21 protein-coding genes and 2 pseudogenes are annotated in these 19,089 nt (G+C 41.4%); 13 read left to right on the top strand and 10 right to left on the bottom strand.

Annotated elements, in window-relative coordinates; all coding sequences use genetic code 11:
• Positions 1–116: 116 nt before the first annotated feature.
• From EWV60_RS13835 to EWV60_RS13810, 6 genes and pseudogenes are all read left to right on the top strand, one after another.
• Positions 117–212, top strand: a pseudogene (locus EWV60_RS13835) (DUF3782 domain-containing protein); the annotation flags it as partial.
• Between the two features lie 101 nt (positions 213–313).
• Positions 314–2,839 (top strand): tetratricopeptide repeat protein, encoded by a 2,526-nt coding sequence (locus tag EWV60_RS13830; RefSeq protein WP_287232835.1) that lies wholly within the window; start codon positions 314–316, stop codon positions 2,837–2,839.
• Between the two features lie 44 nt (positions 2,840–2,883).
• Complete coding sequence (locus EWV60_RS13825) at positions 2,884–3,111, top strand: type II toxin-antitoxin system Phd/YefM family antitoxin (protein ID WP_193978744.1); 228 nt, start codon at positions 2,884–2,886, stop codon at positions 3,109–3,111.
• On the top strand, positions 3,108–3,242 hold the full coding sequence (locus EWV60_RS13820; protein WP_002753982.1) for a hypothetical protein: 135 nt from the start codon (positions 3,108–3,110) through the stop codon (positions 3,240–3,242). Before EWV60_RS13825 ends, EWV60_RS13820 begins: the two co-directional genes overlap by 4 nt.
• A gap of 13 nt (positions 3,243–3,255) precedes the next feature.
• The gene (locus tag EWV60_RS13815) at positions 3,256–3,459 is read left to right on the top strand and encodes a RelB antitoxin-like protein (protein WP_002732229.1); all 204 of its coding nucleotides are present in this window, start codon (positions 3,256–3,258) and stop codon (positions 3,457–3,459) included.
• Positions 3,456–3,797 (top strand): type II toxin-antitoxin system RelE family toxin, encoded by a 342-nt coding sequence (locus EWV60_RS13810; protein WP_287232834.1) that lies wholly within the window; start codon positions 3,456–3,458, stop codon positions 3,795–3,797. The genes EWV60_RS13815 and EWV60_RS13810 overlap by 4 nt, the downstream gene beginning before the upstream one ends.
• Here EWV60_RS13810 and EWV60_RS13805 read toward each other — a convergent pair.
• A pseudogene (locus EWV60_RS13805) lies at positions 3,696–3,974 on the bottom strand (hypothetical protein); the annotation flags it as partial. The gene EWV60_RS13810 and the pseudogene EWV60_RS13805 overlap by 102 nt on opposite strands.
• 27 nt (positions 3,975–4,001) lie before the next feature.
• On the opposite strand from EWV60_RS13805, the gene EWV60_RS13800 reads away from it, so the two are divergent.
• On the top strand, positions 4,002–4,196 hold the full coding sequence (locus tag EWV60_RS13800) for a hypothetical protein (protein WP_287232833.1): 195 nt from the start codon (positions 4,002–4,004) through the stop codon (positions 4,194–4,196).
• Positions 4,197–4,433: 237 nt separating this feature from the next.
• On the opposite strand, the gene EWV60_RS13795 is transcribed toward EWV60_RS13800, so the two are convergent.
• A complete protein-coding gene (locus tag EWV60_RS13795; RefSeq protein ID WP_103113168.1) occupies positions 4,434–5,861 on the bottom strand; it encodes a glycosyltransferase family 2 protein in 1,428 nt (475 codons plus the stop codon).
• Positions 5,862–6,074: 213 nt separating this feature from the next.
• Between EWV60_RS13795 and EWV60_RS13790 the strand changes: the two genes are divergently transcribed.
• A complete protein-coding gene (locus EWV60_RS13790; RefSeq protein WP_069473858.1) occupies positions 6,075–7,310 on the top strand; it encodes a bifunctional sterol desaturase/short chain dehydrogenase in 1,236 nt (411 codons plus the stop codon).
• Between the two features lie 10 nt (positions 7,311–7,320).
• Here the strand turns inward: EWV60_RS13790 and EWV60_RS13785 are convergent, their stop codons facing one another.
• A complete protein-coding gene (locus tag EWV60_RS13785) occupies positions 7,321–8,265 on the bottom strand; it encodes an NAD(P)-dependent alcohol dehydrogenase (protein ID WP_287232831.1) in 945 nt (314 codons plus the stop codon).
• A 2-nt stretch (positions 8,266–8,267) separates the two neighbouring features.
• Positions 8,268–8,654, bottom strand: coding sequence for a hypothetical protein (locus EWV60_RS13780; RefSeq protein WP_287232829.1), 387 nt, complete (start codon positions 8,652–8,654; stop codon positions 8,268–8,270).
• A gap of 734 nt (positions 8,655–9,388) precedes the next feature.
• Here EWV60_RS13780 and EWV60_RS13775 point away from each other — a divergent pair.
• The gene (locus EWV60_RS13775; protein WP_287232827.1) at positions 9,389–9,919 is read left to right on the top strand and encodes a universal stress protein; all 531 of its coding nucleotides are present in this window, start codon (positions 9,389–9,391) and stop codon (positions 9,917–9,919) included.
• On the opposite strand, the gene EWV60_RS13770 is transcribed toward EWV60_RS13775, so the two are convergent.
• Both EWV60_RS13770 and sppA read right to left on the bottom strand, forming a co-directional pair.
• Positions 9,909–12,068, bottom strand: coding sequence for a ComEC/Rec2 family competence protein (locus EWV60_RS13770; protein ID WP_287232837.1), 2,160 nt, complete (start codon positions 12,066–12,068; stop codon positions 9,909–9,911). The two genes, EWV60_RS13775 and EWV60_RS13770, sit on opposite strands and share 11 nt — an antisense overlap.
• Before the next feature lie 53 nt (positions 12,069–12,121).
• Positions 12,122–13,933 carry a signal peptide peptidase SppA gene (gene sppA, locus EWV60_RS13765; protein ID WP_002774592.1) on the bottom strand — a complete coding sequence of 604 codons (1,812 nt, stop codon included), beginning with the start codon at positions 13,931–13,933 and terminating at the stop codon, positions 12,122–12,124.
• Positions 13,934–14,205: 272 nt separating this feature from the next.
• Between sppA and EWV60_RS13760 the strand changes: the two genes are divergently transcribed.
• The 3 genes from EWV60_RS13760 to obgE are packed head-to-tail and all read left to right on the top strand — an operon-like array spanning position 14,206 to position 15,964.
• Positions 14,206–14,427 (top strand): hypothetical protein, encoded by a 222-nt coding sequence (locus tag EWV60_RS13760; protein WP_110577738.1) that lies wholly within the window; start codon positions 14,206–14,208, stop codon positions 14,425–14,427.
• The gene (locus EWV60_RS13755) at positions 14,424–14,891 is read left to right on the top strand and encodes a type II toxin-antitoxin system VapC family toxin (RefSeq protein WP_287232823.1); all 468 of its coding nucleotides are present in this window, start codon (positions 14,424–14,426) and stop codon (positions 14,889–14,891) included. Before EWV60_RS13760 ends, EWV60_RS13755 begins: the two co-directional genes overlap by 4 nt.
• A gap of 44 nt (positions 14,892–14,935) precedes the next feature.
• The gene (obgE, locus tag EWV60_RS13750) at positions 14,936–15,964 is read left to right on the top strand and encodes a GTPase ObgE (protein WP_002753947.1); all 1,029 of its coding nucleotides are present in this window, start codon (positions 14,936–14,938) and stop codon (positions 15,962–15,964) included.
• A gap of 9 nt (positions 15,965–15,973) precedes the next feature.
• Here obgE and EWV60_RS13745 read toward each other — a convergent pair whose 3' ends face one another.
• Together EWV60_RS13745 and rpsP are read right to left on the bottom strand one after the other, a co-directional pair.
• Positions 15,974–16,339, bottom strand: coding sequence for a KH domain-containing protein (locus tag EWV60_RS13745; protein ID WP_002736767.1), 366 nt, complete (start codon positions 16,337–16,339; stop codon positions 15,974–15,976).
• A complete protein-coding gene (gene rpsP / locus EWV60_RS13740) occupies positions 16,332–16,580 on the bottom strand; it encodes a 30S ribosomal protein S16 (protein WP_002736858.1) in 249 nt (82 codons plus the stop codon). Before rpsP ends, EWV60_RS13745 begins: the two co-directional genes overlap by 8 nt.
• On the opposite strand from rpsP, the gene EWV60_RS13735 reads away from it, so the two are divergent.
• Positions 16,579–16,719 carry a hypothetical protein gene (locus EWV60_RS13735; protein ID WP_287232820.1) on the top strand — a complete coding sequence of 47 codons (141 nt, stop codon included), beginning with the start codon at positions 16,579–16,581 and terminating at the stop codon, positions 16,717–16,719. The two genes, rpsP and EWV60_RS13735, sit on opposite strands and share 2 nt — an antisense overlap.
• 55 nt (positions 16,720–16,774) lie before the next feature.
• Here the strand turns inward: EWV60_RS13735 and rfbB are convergent, their stop codons facing one another.
• On the bottom strand, positions 16,775–17,851 hold the full coding sequence (gene rfbB, locus EWV60_RS13730) for a dTDP-glucose 4,6-dehydratase (protein ID WP_287232836.1): 1,077 nt from the start codon (positions 17,849–17,851) through the stop codon (positions 16,775–16,777).
• A 46-nt stretch (positions 17,852–17,897) separates the two neighbouring features.
• Positions 17,898–18,824 (bottom strand): CDF family zinc efflux transporter Cdf31, encoded by a 927-nt coding sequence (gene cdf31 / locus EWV60_RS13725; RefSeq protein WP_287232819.1) that lies wholly within the window; start codon positions 18,822–18,824, stop codon positions 17,898–17,900.
• Positions 18,825–19,089: the final 265 nt, after the last annotated feature.

Genomic DNA, 19,089 nt, shown 5'->3' with positions numbered 1-19,089 from the left:
CCGTGAATTCTAGGTTAATCATGTTTTTAATGAGTGCTTTGCTTCTAATTATGACTCTTGAACTATATTATTGTCTTTGAGTAAAAAATGCAAGTTATAACCGTGCAAAGTATAGTTATGCTTATCGGCGCGGTTTATTTGTGATTAAGCAATCAGGAGAAACGGTTAAAATCATCAACGATGCTCAATTTCGGCCCCTAGGTTTTCATTAGAAAACAGGTTTCTTAAAGAAACCCGTTTTCTGGGGGTGTTTTTCATCATCCCAAAAAATAGACTAAAATAAGCTATCCCTAACCTCTACCGATCTAATCCCATGCCTAAGAAGAGTTATGGCGAAACTGTTGAAAAAAGGGTCAAACGCTTGTTTGAAGTCTTATTAGATTATGTGGCTCACTGTCAATGTGAGGATAATGATTGGGGAGTCAAGCTGGCTCTAGGGGAAGAGGAGAAGCTTTTGCAGGTTAAGACGAATGTGGCGGCTTTAGTACGCTTGGCAGAGCAGAAAGGGGAAAAATTAACCAAAGATCAAGTTAGGGACGCGATTAGCCACTATTTGGCCGATTATCTAGGCATTCTTCGGGATGAGCGTCACGAAAATGAAAAGCAGGGGTGTGAGGAATGGCGGTTCTCCCTAACTCTGTGGGCGAAATGCGGCGATAAGACAACAAATTTGACTAAATTTTCGGAGGAGTGGCATAAAAGGCGCTCTGAACCCTCTAAAAAAGCGGTAACTAAACCCGAAGCAACGGCTCAATCCTCCCCCCAACCCCTGACCACCTCTGGGTTAGTGGATACGCAACTCCCACCCGTGCGTAGATGGCAAGGACGACGGGAAGAATTGCAAGAACTCCAAACAGCGTTAGGGAATGACCATCTAAGGTTAATCGAGATTACCGCCGCCGGGGGTTATGGTAAAACTGCCCTGGCGAGAAAGTTTACAGATCAATTAACTGCTGATTGGCCAGTATTATGGGTTAATTTTAACCAGCCTTACCCTTTGGCACAGTTCGGACGGTGGTTATTAGAGGAGTTAAAACAAAATTATGATGAAAAATGGAATGATGGGCAATTAATAGACGCAATCAGCAAAGGGTTAACCGCTAAACCCTGTTTATTAGTGTTGAATAATTTGGAAACGGTACTAACTGCCCCAGTAAATTTGGTTTATCAGCAATTCTTGCAAAAATGGTTAAACACAGAAAGCAGCAGTAAGCTGTTGGTCACCAGTCGAGAACAGCTAGAATTCCCCGTCAATTTGCAAGATTATTATTATTCTTGGCCTTTAAAAGGGTTAAAAGAAGCGGATGCGATGCGTTATGTCACCGAAGATCACGGCTTAACGGGAAGCGATGAAGAATTAGCCCAATTTGTCGATAAAATGGGAGGTCATCCCCTCTTAATGGAACTGGTTTGTAGTTTGATGAAAGATAAGTTTGGGAAAGGGGTTTCTGTCACCGAATCGCAAAATTTAGGCTTAAATATGTTTGATGTGGAGGGCTATCACCGCGACACGGAAACCTGTGTTAGAGAAGTGATTACCGCCAGTTTAGCGCGATTATCGAAAGAATTTAGGGAGAGTTTAACGCGGTTGTCGGTACTGCGGGAGAATTTTGATGACAGGTTAGCCCAGGGGTTAATTCCAGAAATAACTGAGGAAGATTTACGCTATTTAGCTCGTTTATCCTTATTACAAGAATTTCCCCCCGAATACAATGTAAAACGGCGACAGTTTCAGTTTTTGCCTTTAATTTCCATGGTGGTGCAAGATCAAGCAAATCCTGAAATATTGCGATCTGCCCATCAATTAGCCTTAGATTGTTATTTAGCTCATTTACCTGTCCCTCCCTGGGAATCCTTGGAAGATTTGAAGGAATATTTAGAGGCGTTTCACCATGCAGGGGAATTGGGAGAATGGCAGTTAGCTTACGATATTTTGAATGAGGATCGAGGAGGAGAAGAGAAAAATAAATCAGTTAATAGTTTTTTAGATTTACAAGGATTTTATCGTAAGCAAGCAGATCATTATGAACAGGTGATTGCAGGGAGTCAACGGGAACAAGTTTGTTATCGTAACTCGTTAAGTTATTTGGGAAGTTGTTATCGTTCCTTGGGACAGTACGAAAAAGCGATCGCATTCAACCAGCAATGTCTCGACATCAGTAAGGAAATGGAAGATTGGCAAGGGGTGGCAATTTCTTTAGGCAATCTGGGATTTTGTTATAAGTCGTTAGGGAAGTATGACAAGGCGATCGCCTATCACCAGCAATATCACGACATCAGTGAAGAAATCGGCGATCGGCGAGGGGTGGCAATTTCTTTAGGCAATATGGGTAGTTGTTATTACTCGTTAGGGCAGTATGAAAAGGCGATCGCCCTCAACCAGAAAGATCACAACATCAGTAAGGAAATCAGTAATCGGCAGGGGGTGGCAAGGTCTTTAGGCAATCTGGGAGTTTGTTATGACTCGTTAGGGGAGCATGAAAAGGCGATCTCCCACTTCCAGCAATATCACGACATCAGTGACGAAATTGGCGATCGGCGAGGGGTGGCATTTTCTTTATATAACATGGGTGAAGCATTGATTAAACTAGAACAATACAGCGAAGCAGAAAGCAAAATTCAAGCATCCTTAGTTATTTCCCAAGAGATTAATTTTAAATATTTAACCGCCCATAATTTAAGAGTTCTTGCCGAAATCTTCCACAAAACTAATCGCCCTCAACTTGCCCTCAGCCATTGCCAACAAGCGCTTAAATTATGCCAAGAATTGGGGATTCCCTTGGTTAAATATTGTGAGGAATTGTTAGGGCAAATTCAGGTTACATTAGATAATAATTAAGGTAAATTATCATCTCAAAAATTAATATTTAACTGAATAGAGCTATGATAAAACTAACTTTAAACGAAGCCCAAAGTCAACTTTCTGACCTCCTTAAAGCTGCCTCAAAAGGTGAACAAGTTATTATCCAGAATAATGAAGGTCAAGACTTTCAAATCATTTCTCTTCCTCCTACTGTTAAACATCCCCAATATGGAAGCGCAAAAGGCATCGTTAAAATGCTTGACAATTTTGATGATCCCATCGAAGAATTTGAGGAATATATGCCATGAAAATTTTAATGGATACCCACGCCTTTTTATGGTTTATCGAAGGTGATAATAATCTTAGTGATGCTGCCCGTTCTCTGATCGAAAATAATCAATATCAAATTAGAAGGGGATTAGAAACCCAAGCAAAATGAGGAACAATTAATTATGAACATCAAAGATTATCCCTTTGCTCAAGACTTGATTACAGATAATCAAGGTCAGATACAGCAAGTTATTATTAACTTTGAAGACTATCAACAAATAATAGAAACCTATGAAGATACTGGACTCTATCGCGCCATGATAGACGTTAAAGATGAAACTCCCTTAACTTTGGAGGAAGCATTAATTGAATTAGAAAAAGAATGAAAATCAACTATCTTCCTACTTTTATCAAGGATCTTAAAGATTTAAAAAGTACCTCCCCTTACTCAGTCATAAAAAACCTTGTCTTTACTGATATTTTAGCAGTTAAGCAGCTAAGCGAAATTAACAACCTTAAAAAATTAAAAGGAGAATATAATGCCTATCGTATCCGAATTGGTGACTATAGAATTGGTTTTTTTGTTGAAGAAGATACAATTACATTTGCTCGTGTTCTTCATCGTCGAGAATCGCCAATTAAACCACTTGCGGGAACTTTCCTGCGCCTCCAGATGAATCAGAAAGAAAGATTCTTTTCCTCGAAACTTAACCTGTGCTACTAAGTCGCTTTCATGTCTTTCTCCTTCCGTGACATCGGTAAATACTTCTTTGTCTAAAAAAGTAATCGATTCCCTATCTAAATAATCTATCAATTGAGGGAAAAACAACTCGATAAATTCGACAAAAAAGGTGGAGATTAACTCCTTAAATAATCGATCATGGTCAATATTATTAGTCATGTAATATCATCTTAACTAATCTGAGCGATGAATGACTACTCTTATGTATTGTATTCTGAAAAGTCGGTTTTGGCAACGGATTGTTATGATCTCACCCCCTTAACCTACGAGGAAAGGGGGATGCTTTCCGCAAAAAACCCCACAGAAAACGGGTTTCTTCAAGAAACCCGTTTTCTCGATAAGAAATTAATGGCATTTTCCCTGGATTTAACCTTAAAGTGATTAACAAGCGCAGACATTCCGCTAACCGATCACAAAAAAAACTGGAGCGAGCGCTTTTCGCCACCCCAGTGCTGTCACGGAATTCAATTCTGTATCTAAATTAACACATTATTGGTAGCAAGCATGATTAAGGAAATTGGAAATTTTTCCGAAAGGGGTTTCCAAAGGCTGTAACCTTGACTGACAGGGGATTTCGAGCCTGATAAGGCCAAAGTTTTTGAAGTCTATCCTCGAAAATTAAACTTCGGCACTGAGATGTTCCCCCAGATGAACGGTTTTCACCCATTTTAAACGTTTAGGACGCAAAGCCATCCGGAGGCTGACACTGGGAATAATAATAAACCAGTGCATCATATAAATCATGCCGCGAAGGGTTTGAGCAAGGATGTCTAAACCGAGAGCGAAAGTGAATTTTCTACCCGTATTGACTCGGATTAATCCTGTCACCATCCCCCAGAGAGAAAGGGAAAGAGCCAAACCAGTTAAAGGAGTTAAAATCGGAGCTTGATGCTGGGTAATAGTGATTAAAAGATCGGGAATAGCGGCCGCAGGTAAGATATATTGAACGAGCAAAAAAGCAATTAAATCAAACTTTTTCGGCCAAGGCATGGGAGACTTTAAAATTGCTTTCCAATAGTCGAGATAACGCTGAAAACCACCTTCGGCCCAACGATTGCGCTGATGCCATAAAGCGATCGCAGTTGTCACCCCTTCTTCTGCTACTGCGGGAAAATTTAAGACATTAATTTTCCAATTATCGATATGGAGACGAATAGTTAAATCAAGATCGTCGGTGATCGTTTGTTCATTCCAACCCCCGCAACGATTTAAGGCACTACGACGGACAAATTGACCATTTCCGCGCAATTCTCCGATCCCTCCCACCGCGATCCGTTGCTGTTGGAAACAGCTATCAAAGATCATTTCTACCGCTTGTCCTTTTGTCCAGAAGTTTTCGGCGGCATTGGCGATCGCTTTTCGCACCTGTACCGCACCCACTTCTCGATCGTCGAACATTGGGACCACATGACGGAGTAAATCGGAGGATAATCCCGCATCGGCATCGAATACGCCGATAATTTCCCCGTTAGTCAGGGATAAAACCTGATTCAAGGCGCCGGATTTGCCACCTCCGGCATTAGCAGGACGATGGAGAATTTTTAATTGGGGATATTCTAAAGTAAGGCGATCGAGAATCGCACCGGTGTTATCGGTGCTATAGTCATCGACGATCCAGACTTCTAACTTATCTTGGGGATAGTCTAGATGACAGAGATAATTAACCAGTTTCGTGATTACGGTTTCTTCATTTTTGGCCGCTACTAAGAGGGACACCCTGGGGACAGAGGTTAAATCCTTATCCAGTAAGGGAATTGGCGGCGTTTCTGGTTTCGTGAACAGCAGCCGCAAAGCTTGCCCCGATAGTACCATAGTTAGGGCGATAATTGCCCAATAACCCCAACTCAGCCAATGAAGTCCGATAATTATTGTCCAGATCGCCATGAGGCTAAAAGCCGCTTTCTGTCTGCGTCCCGATCGGCCTTGAAAAATTTCGCTCCTAAATTCGTCCTCCTCATCTTCGGGATCGGACCAGTCAGATAGGAGGGAACCAATCGGGTCTAATTCTTCGTTATCATCCTCTCGCGACCAATAATTTTCTGCCATAATCGACTCAGGTTAAGTAACTGTTCAAATAGAAGCTTATTTCTTGCTTTATCTTACCGAAAATTGTTAAAATTTTTAACGGAATCTTAAGTTTTTTTCGGGAAAGAAACCCCAGTTTTTCAGGCTATTGGTTCCTTTTACCCGATAAATGCGCTTTTTTGGGCTAAGATTACTTTGTTTACATTCGTTGAGAAAATTTAACATTTATCCCCTATGTCAAACCTGCTCCTCTGTGTCGGACTGATTTGTGGCTCAATTATTTGGGTGGAGATCGTGCGTGATTGCTATCATGCTCTGGCCCACCATTGGCAGCCCCTTTATCGTCTGCACGTCTGGCATCATCGGGTTTTTCGTCCCGATCTGTCGGTAATGAGCGAGGAAATTTATCGTCGGGCCCACTGGTACAATGATGTACCGGAGGCCTTGGTTATGTTGGCTGCCAGTGTTTTACCGGTACTACTGGCCTACTCTTGGGGTTTCGATCGCCCTTGGTTGGGTTGGGTTGGCTCCCTTTATACTTTGACTTTTCTCAGTACGGCGATCGGTCGAGGTTTAGGGATCGCCAATCTGGAGGAATTAACCGATTTAACCCATCGTCCGGGGCAATTTGAGAGTTTCCCCGCTCAATGGCGCGTTAATCGTACTTACCACTGGCGACACCATTTTGATAACCAAAAGGCTTATTATTGTGGAACTTTCACCTTTATGGATAAATTGATGGGGACGGCACTTTCTCTCAAGGGTAAAACGATCGCCATTACCGGAGCGAATGGAACTTTAGGGCGATCGCTGTTAAAGTACCTACAACTGAAGGGAGCCAAGGTAATCGCGCTCACTTCTGGGGAGAATGCGATCGCTATTGAAATTAACGGCGAATCAGTACCTGTAAAAACCGTACAATGGCAAATCGGTGAAGAAACGCAACTTGAGGACCTATTTAAGTCTGTAGATATACTGATTTTAAATCATGGCGTTAATGTCCACGGCCAAAGAACCCCAGAAGCGATCGAATTAGCCTACCAAGTGAACACTTTTTCCGTCTGGCGTTTAATGGAATTATTCTTCAAAACTGTCCGCACTAACGAGCAAATTGCCCGCAAGGAAGTCTGGGTGAATACCTCGGAAGCGGAGGTTAATCCTGCCTTTAGTCCCCTCTACGAACTCAGTAAACGAGCGATCGGTGATATGATTACCCTGCGTCGTTTAGATGCCCCCTGTGTGGTAAGAAAGCTAATTCTTGGCCCTTTTAAGAGTAATTTAAATCCTGTGGGTATTATGTCCGCCGATTGGGTGGCTAAACAGATTATCAAGGCGGTACAAAGGGATAGCCGCAATATTATTATTACTATTAATCCCTTGACTTTTATCACCTTCCCAATTAAAGAATTCTCTGTTTCTACCTACTTAAAACTATTTACTCGTTCCCCAAAAAAACAGAAAAATCCCTAACTATTTATCCTTAATCGGGGATCAGGACTATTTTTCCGCGCACTCTTTCCGATTCACTATAATTATGAGCTGCTGCCACCTGGGAAAAAGTATAGGTGCGATCGATTCTAACAGTTAATTTACCCGATTCGATCGCTTCTTTGAGAAATTGCCAGTCAGACGCTTGTGCTTGAGCAAAAAATATCAGTTTCCCTTTTTGGGGCAACCAAGCACCGAGATAATTTAGGAAGATAATTCCTGGATTTGGGAGGGTGGTTATATAGGTGCCTTGGGGTTTTAAAAGCTGACGACAGTGCCAAAAAGAAGACTTAGCCACAGCATCGAAGATTATATCATATTTCTGCTCGGTTTTTCTCCAATCTTCTTGGGTATAATCGATAACTTTATCGGCTCCTAAAGAGGTGACATAATCGATATTTTTACTACTACAAACTCCATCTACTTGCGCGGAGAAAATTTTTCCTATCTGCACAGCAAAACTACCCACTCCTCCCGATGCACCATTAACTAAAATCCGATTTCCTGCTTGAATATTGCCAAAATCTCGCAAGACTTGCAAAGCGGTAGAAGCAGCTAAAGGAGTGGCGGCAGCTTCAATAAAACTCTGATTATGCGGTTTTTTAACTAAGAGGGAAGCGGGAATAATTGCATATTCAGCATAGGTTCTACCGGGTAATTGATTAACAAAACCAAAAACCTCATCTCCGATCTGAAATTGTTCCACCTGACTACCTTTTTCAACGATAATTCCCCCATAATCAAAACCTAATTGCAGGGGAAATTTATTACCTGTGGCTATTTTGAGCATCCCCCGACGAATCTTCCAATCAATCGGATTAATTCCCGCTGCCATAATCTTAATTAAGACTTCTTTCCCTTGGGGAATTGGCTTTTCTATGTCTGTGTATTGGAGAACATTACTATCGCCATAGCGATTAATGATAATAGCTTTCATAATTAAGAAAAAAGTTGATAAAATAGTAAGGGAGCAAAAGTAATGACCAAGAGAACAAAAATCCAAACTCGTCCCGCTAAAAGATTATAATCTTGCCCTAATCTTGACCAAGAGTGACCGGCGATAAAATGGCCGAACAGAAACTCAAAACCCACTGTTAATAGTAACCAAATTAAACCGATGGTAATTGCTTGCCCGGAGGATTCTAGACCCAAAAAATAGACAAGAGTGCCAATATAAAGACTAAAAAAGAGGATTCCTGTCAGGGTAGAAATTTGATGAGCGCGCAGTTCATCGAGATATTTTCCGTAGGTGCTTTCCCTGAGAATACCGTTACTAATTCCTATTACGATCATCGGGAGCCATAGAATAATGTAGCGACTAATCATAAGTTGTTGGTTTAGAACTCGCTCTAATTGCATTATATACCGCAGCTGCTCTGGGCAAATCTCTCAAGGCAAGAGAAAAAGACAAAAATTGCATTTATCCCATTAATTGGCCATTTTTCGACTCTCTTATTCTTTGTGTGATCAGTTTAACTTGCTATAGAAGCGATCAATCTTTGTGTCCTCTGTGTCTGGAGTGGTTCCTTCAACTCGCTCGCCAGCAGGACTGTATCTTAGAATACATTTTACTCACTAAACCTAAGAGAGCCATTTTTCTAGTTATTATCGCCTCGATCTACCCGAGGGACAATTCTTGATTTTTACCATAGGTATATAAAAAGGGAAAAAAAGGCGTGTAAAAGAACTAACATCTATAAATATAATCTATTTGTAAGAGGTTCACACGCCCGGACAGCTTTAAACATCCGCTTTCAATCTATCATCCCCCATTAGCGCCAATATAGATGTAATCTTGATCCTGTTCTGACTATGATATGTATCAACAAATGCTGATGGGTTACCACAGAACAGGGGGTGACAGTAGGGTAAATTGTTAATTTTTTTGCTAATTCAGCTACATTATCCTAAAAATGTCACACTAGAGGTAGGGGATCTTCAGCGATCAATCATCAGCTTTCAGCAATTTTTGACTATTTCCCCGGGGTATTGCTGACAGCCGATGGGAAAAAAGATTAACTTCAACCCTGACGTTATCTGCTATCGAGGAGGCTAATTCTATGGATAATACGGAAACAATCTCAGTCGATCGGGATACCAACAAACTCTATAATAAAATTCTCGTGGCTGTGGATTATCAAGATGTCACTCCAGAGGTATTGAATACGGCTATTCTCTTAGCGAAAACCTACGCTAGTGAGTTGCGAATTGTTTATAGTCTGTCTCAACCTTTGACTCCCTACACGGAAACTTTTATTTATGGTAATCTGATCGGTTATGGTGGCGGTTATCCCCCTGATATGATCGCCTTAGAACAACAAATCACCGAAGAAATGCAAGCGGAATTACAAGCTTGGTTAAACGGTTTAGTCGATCGAGCTAAGGAAGATAATATCACGGCCAAGGCTGATTATTATATCGGTGATCCGGGGCAGAAAATTTGTCAAGTTGCCCAGCAGGAGGGGATAGATTTAATTATTGTTGGTCGTCACGGTCGATCGGGTTTATCTGAGTTAATCTTAGGTAGTGTCAGTAATTATGTGGTACATCATGCTCCCTGTTCAGTTTTGGTGATACACATCACTCATTAATTAGAAAGGGTTGAAATCCATTTTTTGCTGTCCATTGAATCGCTCCATCTCTCCCGGTCCAGTAAGTCTTAATCCGGGCCTTTCTCAGTTGATTTTTGGCATTGCGGGAGAGATTGTTAGTGACAGCGATCGCTGTTTGCGGTCGAATTGACTCTAACCATTGTTTATCTAGATTGCTTCCCTGCCATAATAACACTAGGGGGCTGAATTCTTGGGATAAATTAACGGGAATTTTCGGGTTGACAATCCATAGCCAAGATTGATTTTTTACCTGAAATTTAAATAAATTTTTCTCGAGCAATTGTCCAGTAATTTCACCAAGATTAAATTTTTCTAACTGGGATAAATTAATAGTTTTTTGAATCGGTATGCTCTGACTGATAGTTGAGAATTGCGCCGAATTATTGACGGTTATTGCTCTTTGTATTTGATTAATTCCCTCCTGTCGCAAAAAGGGCAAAACTGTATAACGTGCTGTTGCGGGTTCCTCCCCATTAATTAAGAGAGTATTTCCTCGATTTTGAATAATTATTACTGGTTGCGATTTGGTGGCTAAAACTGTCACCTGAGTTAAAGTTAAATGTTGATAAATAATCGGTATTAAAATTAAAGTGAGGATAAATAAACCGACTAAATGCCACCGTTGACGAAACCAGAGATTGCAGCAGATTAAGGTAAGGCAAATATAAATAATTAACATCACTCCTAAGGATAATTTACCTGTGGAGTAGGTACTAAAAGGAAGCAGACTAAAAAAGTTGGTAATTTGCAGTAATAACTTGAGAGGGTAATAGAGAATACTAGCACCGATACTGCCTAAAGGGGGATAAATTAAGCCTAAAAAAGCAGTAAAAACTCCTCCTAAACTAATTAGGGTAATTAGGGGAGTTGTGATAATATTAATGGGTATATTATAAAGAGTGATCGAGTTAAACGTAAACATTAATAAAGGCATAGTCCAGAGAGTGGCAGCTAGACTAATAGCTATAGGTTCAGCGATTAAATTAGGGAAATAGTCAATTTTATTTTTCAGTAAAGGAACGGTAATAATTAATCCCAAAGTCGCTAAAAAACTTAGCTGAAATCCTAAATCCCAAATCCAGAGAGGTTGCCATAATAATAGAATTGTAGCTGCTAGTAACAGTGATCCTAAACTATTAACTTGTCGATTATAAAGCAGACCGATTAATGCCCCAATTCCCATCAAAATCGCCCGCAGAACTGAAGGTTGTAACCCTGTTAAGGTGCCGTAAATTATTAAGATACTAACGGCAATAATAAACTGTTTTTTAGGGGATAAATTGCGAGTAATAGTTAAAACAAATCCCAACAAAATAGACACATGAAAGCCAGAAGCTGCTAAAATGTGAGCTAATCCAGTTTTAATAAATAAATCAGTGATTTTTGCTGGCAAATTAACCGCTTGTCGTCCGAGGGTAATCGAACTTAATAAAGTGCCTTTTTCTTGGCCTATTCCTTGAATTTGTGCCTCAACAATGCGCTGACGAATCTGCCAAACTCCCAAAGTCGGTGATTTTTTATCAATAATTATTTCCCCTTTTAAACCAGCAAAAGCACCCTGACGCGCTAGATAATTAGCAAAGTCAAAAGCACTGGGATTATTGGCACGACGGGGACGATAAAGTAATCCTTTAACTGTTATTTCTTGTCCGGGATAAACCTGATTTTCTGCTAGATTTGGTAGAGTAACGTACAGTTTACCTGTAGATTTTTCCTTTGGTAAATTCTTGAGGCTAAATTCTTTTACTTCTAACCAAAATTGTAAATTTTCTCGGCGATTGAGACGGATTTCTGATATAATATTCCCCGTGATTTTAATAGAGTTAACCACATTATTTTTTAAAAGATGACTGATATCGTTTGCGCTGGGGTAAGGAGTGCGAATTTCTAGATAAACAACGGCAAATATAGCTATTAATCCCGCTATCAGCCAAATTTTTTTCGGGGGACTTTGCCACCAAAAACGACGGATAAAAATTGTGGTTAACGTGGTAATTAGACTAAGAATAACAATTCTAATTATCACTTCTTGCCATCGGTTTAACTGGGGACTAAAATCTACCAGACCTGTAGATAATAATCCCAGAATATAGGCTAAACCAAGAATAACACTATTAGGGCGATTCATAGAAATTTTTGTCAAAGAATTTCAGAATTAGCGAGCATTATTTTTACCTAATATCAGCGAAAATCGAGATTAAAAAGTAACTTAGCATAAACACGATGGGGATCGTTAAATGTAGGTAACTTTAATAATTCCTGCTGAAAATTTTGCCATTCCTGCGTCAAAGGATGATTATTTTTAGTGAGAGGAGGAAGATAGGTTTGCAAGAAATTAGAGAGAAGTTCTTCTTGCCAACTTTGCGATCGAGGATATTCTTGAAGACTCCAATCATCCCCTAATTTAGCTGTTTTGGCCGCATATTGTACTGCCACTTCTAGACCACCAATTTGATCAACTAAACCAATTTTAACCGCATCTTTTCCCGTCCAGACACGACCTTGGGCCACAGTTCTAACCTTGTCTGGGGATAATTTTCGCCCCTTGGCTACCGTCTCGATAAATAAATCATAGAACCGATTAACTGCCGCTTGATAAATTTCTAATTCTTGGGGATTTTTCGGTCTGGTAATAGTAGATATATCGGCTAATTCTCCAGTTTTCACTGTATCCCAATCGATGCCATTATTATTAGCAATCTTCTGGATATTTAACAATAATCCAAACACACCGATCGAACCAGTAATTGTATCATTATCGGCAAAAATTCTTTGACCCCCCATGGCGATCCAATAACCCCCAGAAGCTGCCACATCACCCATAGAAATAATTACCGGTTTTGTCGCATCTAAATGCTTAATTTCCCGCAGAATCACCTCAGAAGCGGTGGCACTTCCCCCCGGACTATTAATCCGCAAAACTACCGCTTTCACCTCCTCCTTCCCCTGTAATTTTCGCAGTTCCTTCGCCAATTTATCCCCACCGATTTGGCCTCTATCTCCCTGACCTTCTACGATTGTCCCTTCTGCATAAACTATCGCTATTTGATTGCTACTATTTTCCTCCTCATCGAGAGAACTAGCATAATTAGCTAAAGAAATTTGCGAAAAAGAGCTAGAATTTCCCTCCTCATTAGTTTTATTTTTTGCTTCTCCCGTCAACTCTTTAGCTAAAACAATTACTCGATCTAAATAGGCCACTTCATCAACAAAACCCGCCTCTTTTGCCGTGGTTGCTTCCAGAATACCTTGAGTATCAGAAATAGTTTGCACCTGTTGGGGGGTTAAATTGCGACTTTTGGCCACTGTGGAACTATAATTAGACCAAATTGTATCGAGTAGGGTTTGCAGCTGCTGACGATTCTGGACACTTAAATCCTGACGCGTATAGGGTTCCACTGCACCTTTAAAAGAACCCACTTTTACCACTTGCACCCCCACACCATACTTTTCTAGTGCATCGGCAAAAAAGGTTTGTTGACTACTTAAACCATTAATTTCCATTCTCCCCACGGGATTAATAATCACCGTTTCAGCAACGGAAGCGAGATAATATTCCTTCTCCGTCCATTCCATATCGTAGGCGATAATTTTTTTACCCGATTGGCGAAATTTTGCCAAAGCTTGCCGCACTTCCGTCAGGGTAGCATAGCCATATTCACCGATATTGTCGCGACCATAGAGTAACAGACCGACAATGTTATCATCAAGGGCGGCCTTTTCGATCGCCGCTATCACCTGTCGCAAATTTAAAGTGGTCGTACTCTCACCGGTCAAACTATCGGCTAAACTAGAACTAGGAGGAGCATCGCTGATATTGGTGGCCAAGTTAAAAACTAAGACCGATTTTTCCTTAACTGAGGAGCTATCGCTAGAAATAAGCAAGGAAAGCAGTAAAAATGCTAATCCTCCCACACCTAAGACCGAAAATGCCAATAATCCCAGTAAAGTTCCCAAGCAACTAGCGAAAGTTTGTTTAAAAAACTGCCCCATCGGTTTTCATCTGCTACTAATTATCCTGTTTCCTATTGTAGGGATTCCCCGCCCAGAAACAAGTTTTTTATTTGCGAACAAATGTACTGAAAACCTTGGAGATAGTGACTGGAGTTGTGAAGTGTCAAGGGATCGGCTAAGATTGTGATAGATAATTTCCAGTAAAAGAGATGAATCAATTAAATTAAAGATAGATTCTGTCTTTGATCCCCCCTTCCCCCCTTGATAAGGGTGGTGTCTGGCAATTTTTAACACCCACCTACTTAAAAGAGATGAATCAATTAAAACCCAAACTTGTCAATTATCCAGATTGGGATCGAAAAGAACAAATTAAACGCAATCGTTCGGCTTTGGCTATCTTAGAACAAAGACGACAAAAACGGTCACAAATAACCGATGAGCAAGACCAACAAATTTCTGAGTGTTTGCTCAATTTTCAGACTGCGATTGATAATGCTCGTCCTTTAGGTTCAAAGCTTTATAGCCAAGGATGATTGTCTTTATCGATTCGGGGGTTTTGGGTTTACTAACTCATCCTAAAAAAGCGGGTAAACCAGCTGACTGCGAAGACTGGCTTTATTCACTTTTGTCTAAAGGCGTTTATGTAGTTAGTTCCGATATCTGTGATTATGAAGTCAGAAGAAGCCTATTATTAGAATCGGTCAAAAAAAATTCCTTTAATAGCCTAGATAATCTTAATGAATTACGCAATGTCATTGATTTTTTAAATTTAGATACAGAGGTGATATTAGCAGCGTCACAAATTTGGGTAGAAACTCGAAAGATTGGCAAACAAACGGCTGATAATTACAATATTGACGTAGATATTATCATTCTTGCTCATTGGCAGTTATTAAAAAAACAATATCCGAGTCGTTATCTAGTCATCGCTACCACTGATGTCAAACATTTTCAGGGATTTGCAGAAGCTTTAAATTGGCAAGATATTAACATATAACCGCTTTAAGCTTGATCATTTTTTCACTTTAACTACTTAATCCTATGCAGTTTATTGATCGCGCCGAAATAGAAGTAGAAGGGGGTAAGGGAGGTGATGGAATTGTCGCTTTCCGTCGGGAAAAATACGTCCCCGCTGGCGGTCCGGCCGGAGGTAATGGGGGAAAAGGTGGTTCGGTGATTTTCGTGGCGACTCAGAACCTGCAAACCCTGCTAGATTTCCAGTATAGTCGCTATTTTAAGGCCGATGACGGTAAACGGGGCGGTCCGAACAACTGCACTGGAGCCAACGGGAGCGATCGCATTATTAAAGTTCCCTGTGGTACAGTAGTTTACGATCTCGATAGCGAGGAAATTATCGGCGATTTGGTCACTCCCGAACAGACTTTAATCGTCGCTGCCGGGGGAAAAGGGGGATTAGGCAACCGCCACTTTTTAAGTAATAATAATCGCGCACCTGAATACGCTTTACCCGGTTTAGACGGAGAAAAACGCCATTTACGCCTAGAATTGAAGTTATTAGCGGAAGTGGGCATTATCGGGCTGCCCAATGCGGGAAAATCCACCCTAATCTCGGCCGTTTCCTCTGCTCGTCCCAAAATCGCCGATTATCCCTTTACGACTCTCATTCCTAACTTGGGAGTGGTACGCAAACCCACGGGAGATGGGACGGTATTCGCCGATATTCCTGGATTAATCGAGGGAGCGCACCTAGGAATCGGCTTAGGACACGAATTTTTGCGCCATATCGAACGCACACGCCTGTTAATTCATCTTGTCTCCTTGACAGCAGAAGACCCGATCGCCGATTATCAAATTATCCAAGGAGAATTGGCCGCCTATGGTCGAGGCTTAGAAAAGCGATCACAAATACTGGTTTTCAACAAAATTGATGCTGTGGACGAGGAAACGATAGATAACTATCAAAAGCAGTTTGCTAAAATAACCAATGCCGAGATTTTGACTATTTCCGCCGTAACAGGAGCCGGATTAACCACTTTACTCGCCAAAGTTTGGCAGCAATTAGAGCAACTGGAGAGGGTCGAGGATGAAACCCCTTCCCTGTTTTCCTAAAATCGCTCGTTAGTTGTTGAGCTGCCGGGGTGCAGGTGGTCGGCGATTGCTCGGCCTTCTTTCCGTACCTTCAAAGTTACCATTAGAACGACGGGTGCGGCGCTGTTCGCCTTCATTTTCGGCCGCATAGACTTCTAGATAAAGAGAGCGACCCGCATTTGCGGCCGCCATCTCTAGGGTAGTTCTAATCGCCTGTAAATTGCGTCCTCCCCGGCCGTAAACTTTGCCTTTATCGGCATCATCGAAGGCTACACGCACCCAAAGACGTTCATTTTCCTTACAGCGCTCGATATCCAATCTCAGACTGGCCGGATCTTCCAAAAACGGCTCGATCATAAATTTCACCAGTTCGAGATAATTGGGGGTACTAGGCATTGATTTTCTCGAAAATTTTCTGTTTGGTGAGAATGCTGCGCACGGTGTCCGTCGGTTGCGCTCCTTGTTGTAAGCGTCGGATGATTCCTTCTTCATCGAGACGCACTTCATCGGTGCGGGGATTGTAAAATCCTAATTCCTCTAGGGGACGACCATCGCGACGACTGGTGCTAACGGCCGCAACGATACGATAACTGGCTTCGCGTTTTTTACCAAAGCGTTTTAGACGTAATTTGATCATGGTTACTCAAAAATTCTTCTTTCCGATTCTAACTCATCCCGACGGTATTTCCACAAGTGGCGATCGAGGGAACGGTCGGCAGCTTTTCGATATTATTGAAAATAACGCCGATATCTTAGTAGTGAGGTACAAGGTTTGAGGGTGTTAGTTTTGGCTAACACACCCAAAATTAAGATTAAAGTTTTTACCCTTTTCTAACCGTAAACTTTCCCATAATACTCTTGATATTCTTTGGATAACAAAGGTTGCCACCAATCCCGATGATCGAGATACCATTGAATGGTTTTTCTTAATCCCCCCTCTACCGTTTCTTCGGGTTGCCAACCTAATTCGGTGCGAATTTTAGTGGCATCAATAGCATACCGGCGATCATGTCCGGGGCGATCCCTGACAAAAGTAATTAAATTCTGAGCAGGTTTCACGGGTAAATCGGGAGCTAATTCATCCATTAAATCACATAACATCCTGACTAAATCGATATTTTTTACCTCATTATTTCCGCCAATATTATAGGTTTCTCCCGCTTTTCCTTTGTGAATAACTGTATCTAAAGCTTGACAATGATCCCGCACATATAACCAATCTCGAACATTTTGACCATCACCATAAACAGGTAAAGGTTTACCCAAAAGAATATTAATACACATCAAAGGAATTAACTTTTCGGGAAAATGATAAGAACCATAATTATTAGAGCAATTAGTAATAATTGTCGGTATTCCGTAGGTATGAAAATAAGCTCTCGCTAGATGATCACTCCCCGCTTTTGAGGCAGAATAGGGACTATTAGGAGCATAGGGAGTAGTTTCGGTAAAAGCCGGATCATCTAATCCTAAACTGCCATAAACCTCATCGGTGGAAACGTGCAGAAAACGATAGTTATCGGGTTGGTGATTACTTAACCAATGTTGCCGAAAACTTTCTAATAGAGTAAAAGTTCCCACCACATTAGTTTGCACAAAAGCTCCAGGACCAAGAATCGATCGATCCACATGGGATTCGGCGGCAAAATGGGCAACTGTATCGATATTTTCACTGGCAAATAACTCATCAACTAAAGCTCGATCGCAGATATCCCCTTGCAGAAAACGGAGATTCTTTCTATCTTTCAGTGTCGCTAAATTATGCAAATTGCCCGCATAGGTAAGAGCATCGAGAACAATTACACGATCCTCAGGATAATTCTCGCACCAATGATGAACAAAATTCGAGCCGATAAATCCTGCTCCACCAGTAATTACTATGCTTCTAGCTTGATTTTCTGTCGCCATGGCCACCTCTAGCAAAAGTTCGCTACTTATTTTAGGCTTTTTTGCTTCACACTTCTTCATCAAAAGTGATCTGATCGGAGTGATAATCCGGCGGTTCAACGTGAATTAAAATTCTCACAGGGCTAAATTGTTGGCTTAATCTTGCTTCCACCGCTTCCGTGATTGCGTGAGCAGTTTCTACATCTTGAGCGGAGACAATTAGGTGCATTTCTATAAATACCTGTCTTCCTACCACTCCCCGAGATGCGATCGCATGACAATTAAGCACCCCCGGCACCTCCAGGACAATTTGATGAATCACTTCAGGAGCGATCGCCATTTCATCCACTAACAAAGGTAAATTCTCCATCAGGACTTTCCAACCACTGCTAAACACCAAAAAAGCGACGGGAAAGGACAAAATCACATCTAACCATTGTAATTGGGGAATATTAGCCGTATTGCCCACCCAAACCCCAACTAACCCCAATAAAACCGTAATTGTCACCCACACATCACTCATGGTATGACGAGCATCGGCAATCAAAATCACACTACCGACACGCTGCCCCACGGATCTCTCATAATAGGTGACAAAAATATTCACCCCTAAAACGATAATTAATAGCCATAATTCCGGACCTGCAATCTCGACGGGTTTGCCTCCTTTGATAATACTCATGACCGCCCCTTGCAAGATTTCAAAACAGGCAATCCCCAAAAATGCGGCGATCGCTAAAGCTCCGATCGCTTCGTATTTCAGATGTCCGTAGGGATGATCTCGATCGGGATAGGGAGAGGAAAACCGCATCGCCACCAATCCCAAGACATTATTAGCACTATCGGTGACACTATGGAGAGCATCCGCTTGCAGACTCAAAGAACTAATTCTCAAACCCACCCCCGCTTTGATCGCCATAACCAAAATGTTCAGCAGCAGGGTGATCCAAAGAACCTTTTGGACGGTAGCCCGATTATCTTTTAAAACAGCCACAGGATTATCAGTTATCAGTGATCAGTGTTAATTTTCCCACTCCTATCTCCGTTTTTTTTCCTTTTTACTTTTGGCTCTTCTAGAGTACTGGACAGTGGGAAGTTCTTGCCGGGGGGGGGGAATCTGACTATCCCCAGGATGTTCAGGCCCACATTCCGCACCCTAAGTGTCACAACGTCTCAAAAGAGGAAGGGGCGTGAGCCAAAATACTTATCTAGAGGAGTGAGTTGGCGGCAAGCTGCCGGCAACTAAGCCGAAAATTTCA

Origin of the sequence: Microcystis sp. Msp_OC_L_20101000_S702 (assembly GCF_007095705.1) — a bacterium.
In the GTDB taxonomy this organism is placed as follows: Bacteria; Cyanobacteriota; Cyanobacteriia; order Cyanobacteriales; family Microcystaceae; genus Microcystis; species Microcystis ichthyoblabe_A.
The sequence above is the reverse complement of the archived record's forward strand: the minus strand, read 5'-3'. Positions and strand labels throughout refer to the sequence as shown.

Coding starts and splice junctions, on each gene's coding strand:
- EWV60_RS13830 (WP_287232835.1), top strand. CDS start 314: ATGCCTAAGAAGAGTTATGGCGAAACTGTTGAAAAAAGGGTCAAACGC.
- EWV60_RS13825 (WP_193978744.1), top strand. CDS start 2,884: ATGATAAAACTAACTTTAAACGAAGCCCAAAGTCAACTTTCTGACCTC.
- EWV60_RS13820 (WP_002753982.1), top strand. CDS start 3,108: ATGAAAATTTTAATGGATACCCACGCCTTTTTATGGTTTATCGAAGGT.
- EWV60_RS13815 (WP_002732229.1), top strand. CDS start 3,256: ATGAACATCAAAGATTATCCCTTTGCTCAAGACTTGATTACAGATAAT.
- EWV60_RS13810 (WP_287232834.1), top strand. CDS start 3,456: ATGAAAATCAACTATCTTCCTACTTTTATCAAGGATCTTAAAGATTTA.
- EWV60_RS13800 (WP_287232833.1), top strand. CDS start 4,002: ATGAATGACTACTCTTATGTATTGTATTCTGAAAAGTCGGTTTTGGCA.
- EWV60_RS13795 (WP_103113168.1), bottom strand. CDS start 5,861: ATGGCAGAAAATTATTGGTCGCGAGAGGATGATAACGAAGAATTAGAC.
- EWV60_RS13790 (WP_069473858.1), top strand. CDS start 6,075: ATGTCAAACCTGCTCCTCTGTGTCGGACTGATTTGTGGCTCAATTATT.
- EWV60_RS13785 (WP_287232831.1), bottom strand. CDS start 8,265: ATGAAAGCTATTATCATTAATCGCTATGGCGATAGTAATGTTCTCCAA.
- EWV60_RS13780 (WP_287232829.1), bottom strand. CDS start 8,654: ATGATTAGTCGCTACATTATTCTATGGCTCCCGATGATCGTAATAGGA.
- EWV60_RS13775 (WP_287232827.1), top strand. CDS start 9,389: ATGGATAATACGGAAACAATCTCAGTCGATCGGGATACCAACAAACTC.
- EWV60_RS13770 (WP_287232837.1), bottom strand. CDS start 12,068: ATGAATCGCCCTAATAGTGTTATTCTTGGTTTAGCCTATATTCTGGGA.
- sppA (WP_002774592.1), bottom strand. CDS start 13,933: ATGGGGCAGTTTTTTAAACAAACTTTCGCTAGTTGCTTGGGAACTTTA.
- EWV60_RS13760 (WP_110577738.1), top strand. CDS start 14,206: ATGAATCAATTAAAACCCAAACTTGTCAATTATCCAGATTGGGATCGA.
- EWV60_RS13755 (WP_287232823.1), top strand. CDS start 14,424: ATGATTGTCTTTATCGATTCGGGGGTTTTGGGTTTACTAACTCATCCT.
- obgE (WP_002753947.1), top strand. CDS start 14,936: ATGCAGTTTATTGATCGCGCCGAAATAGAAGTAGAAGGGGGTAAGGGA.
- EWV60_RS13745 (WP_002736767.1), bottom strand. CDS start 16,339: ATGCCTAGTACCCCCAATTATCTCGAACTGGTGAAATTTATGATCGAG.
- EWV60_RS13735 (WP_287232820.1), top strand. CDS start 16,579: ATGGTTACTCAAAAATTCTTCTTTCCGATTCTAACTCATCCCGACGGT.
- rpsP (WP_002736858.1), bottom strand. CDS start 16,580: ATGATCAAATTACGTCTAAAACGCTTTGGTAAAAAACGCGAAGCCAGT.
- rfbB (WP_287232836.1), bottom strand. CDS start 17,851: ATGGCGACAGAAAATCAAGCTAGAAGCATAGTAATTACTGGTGGAGCA.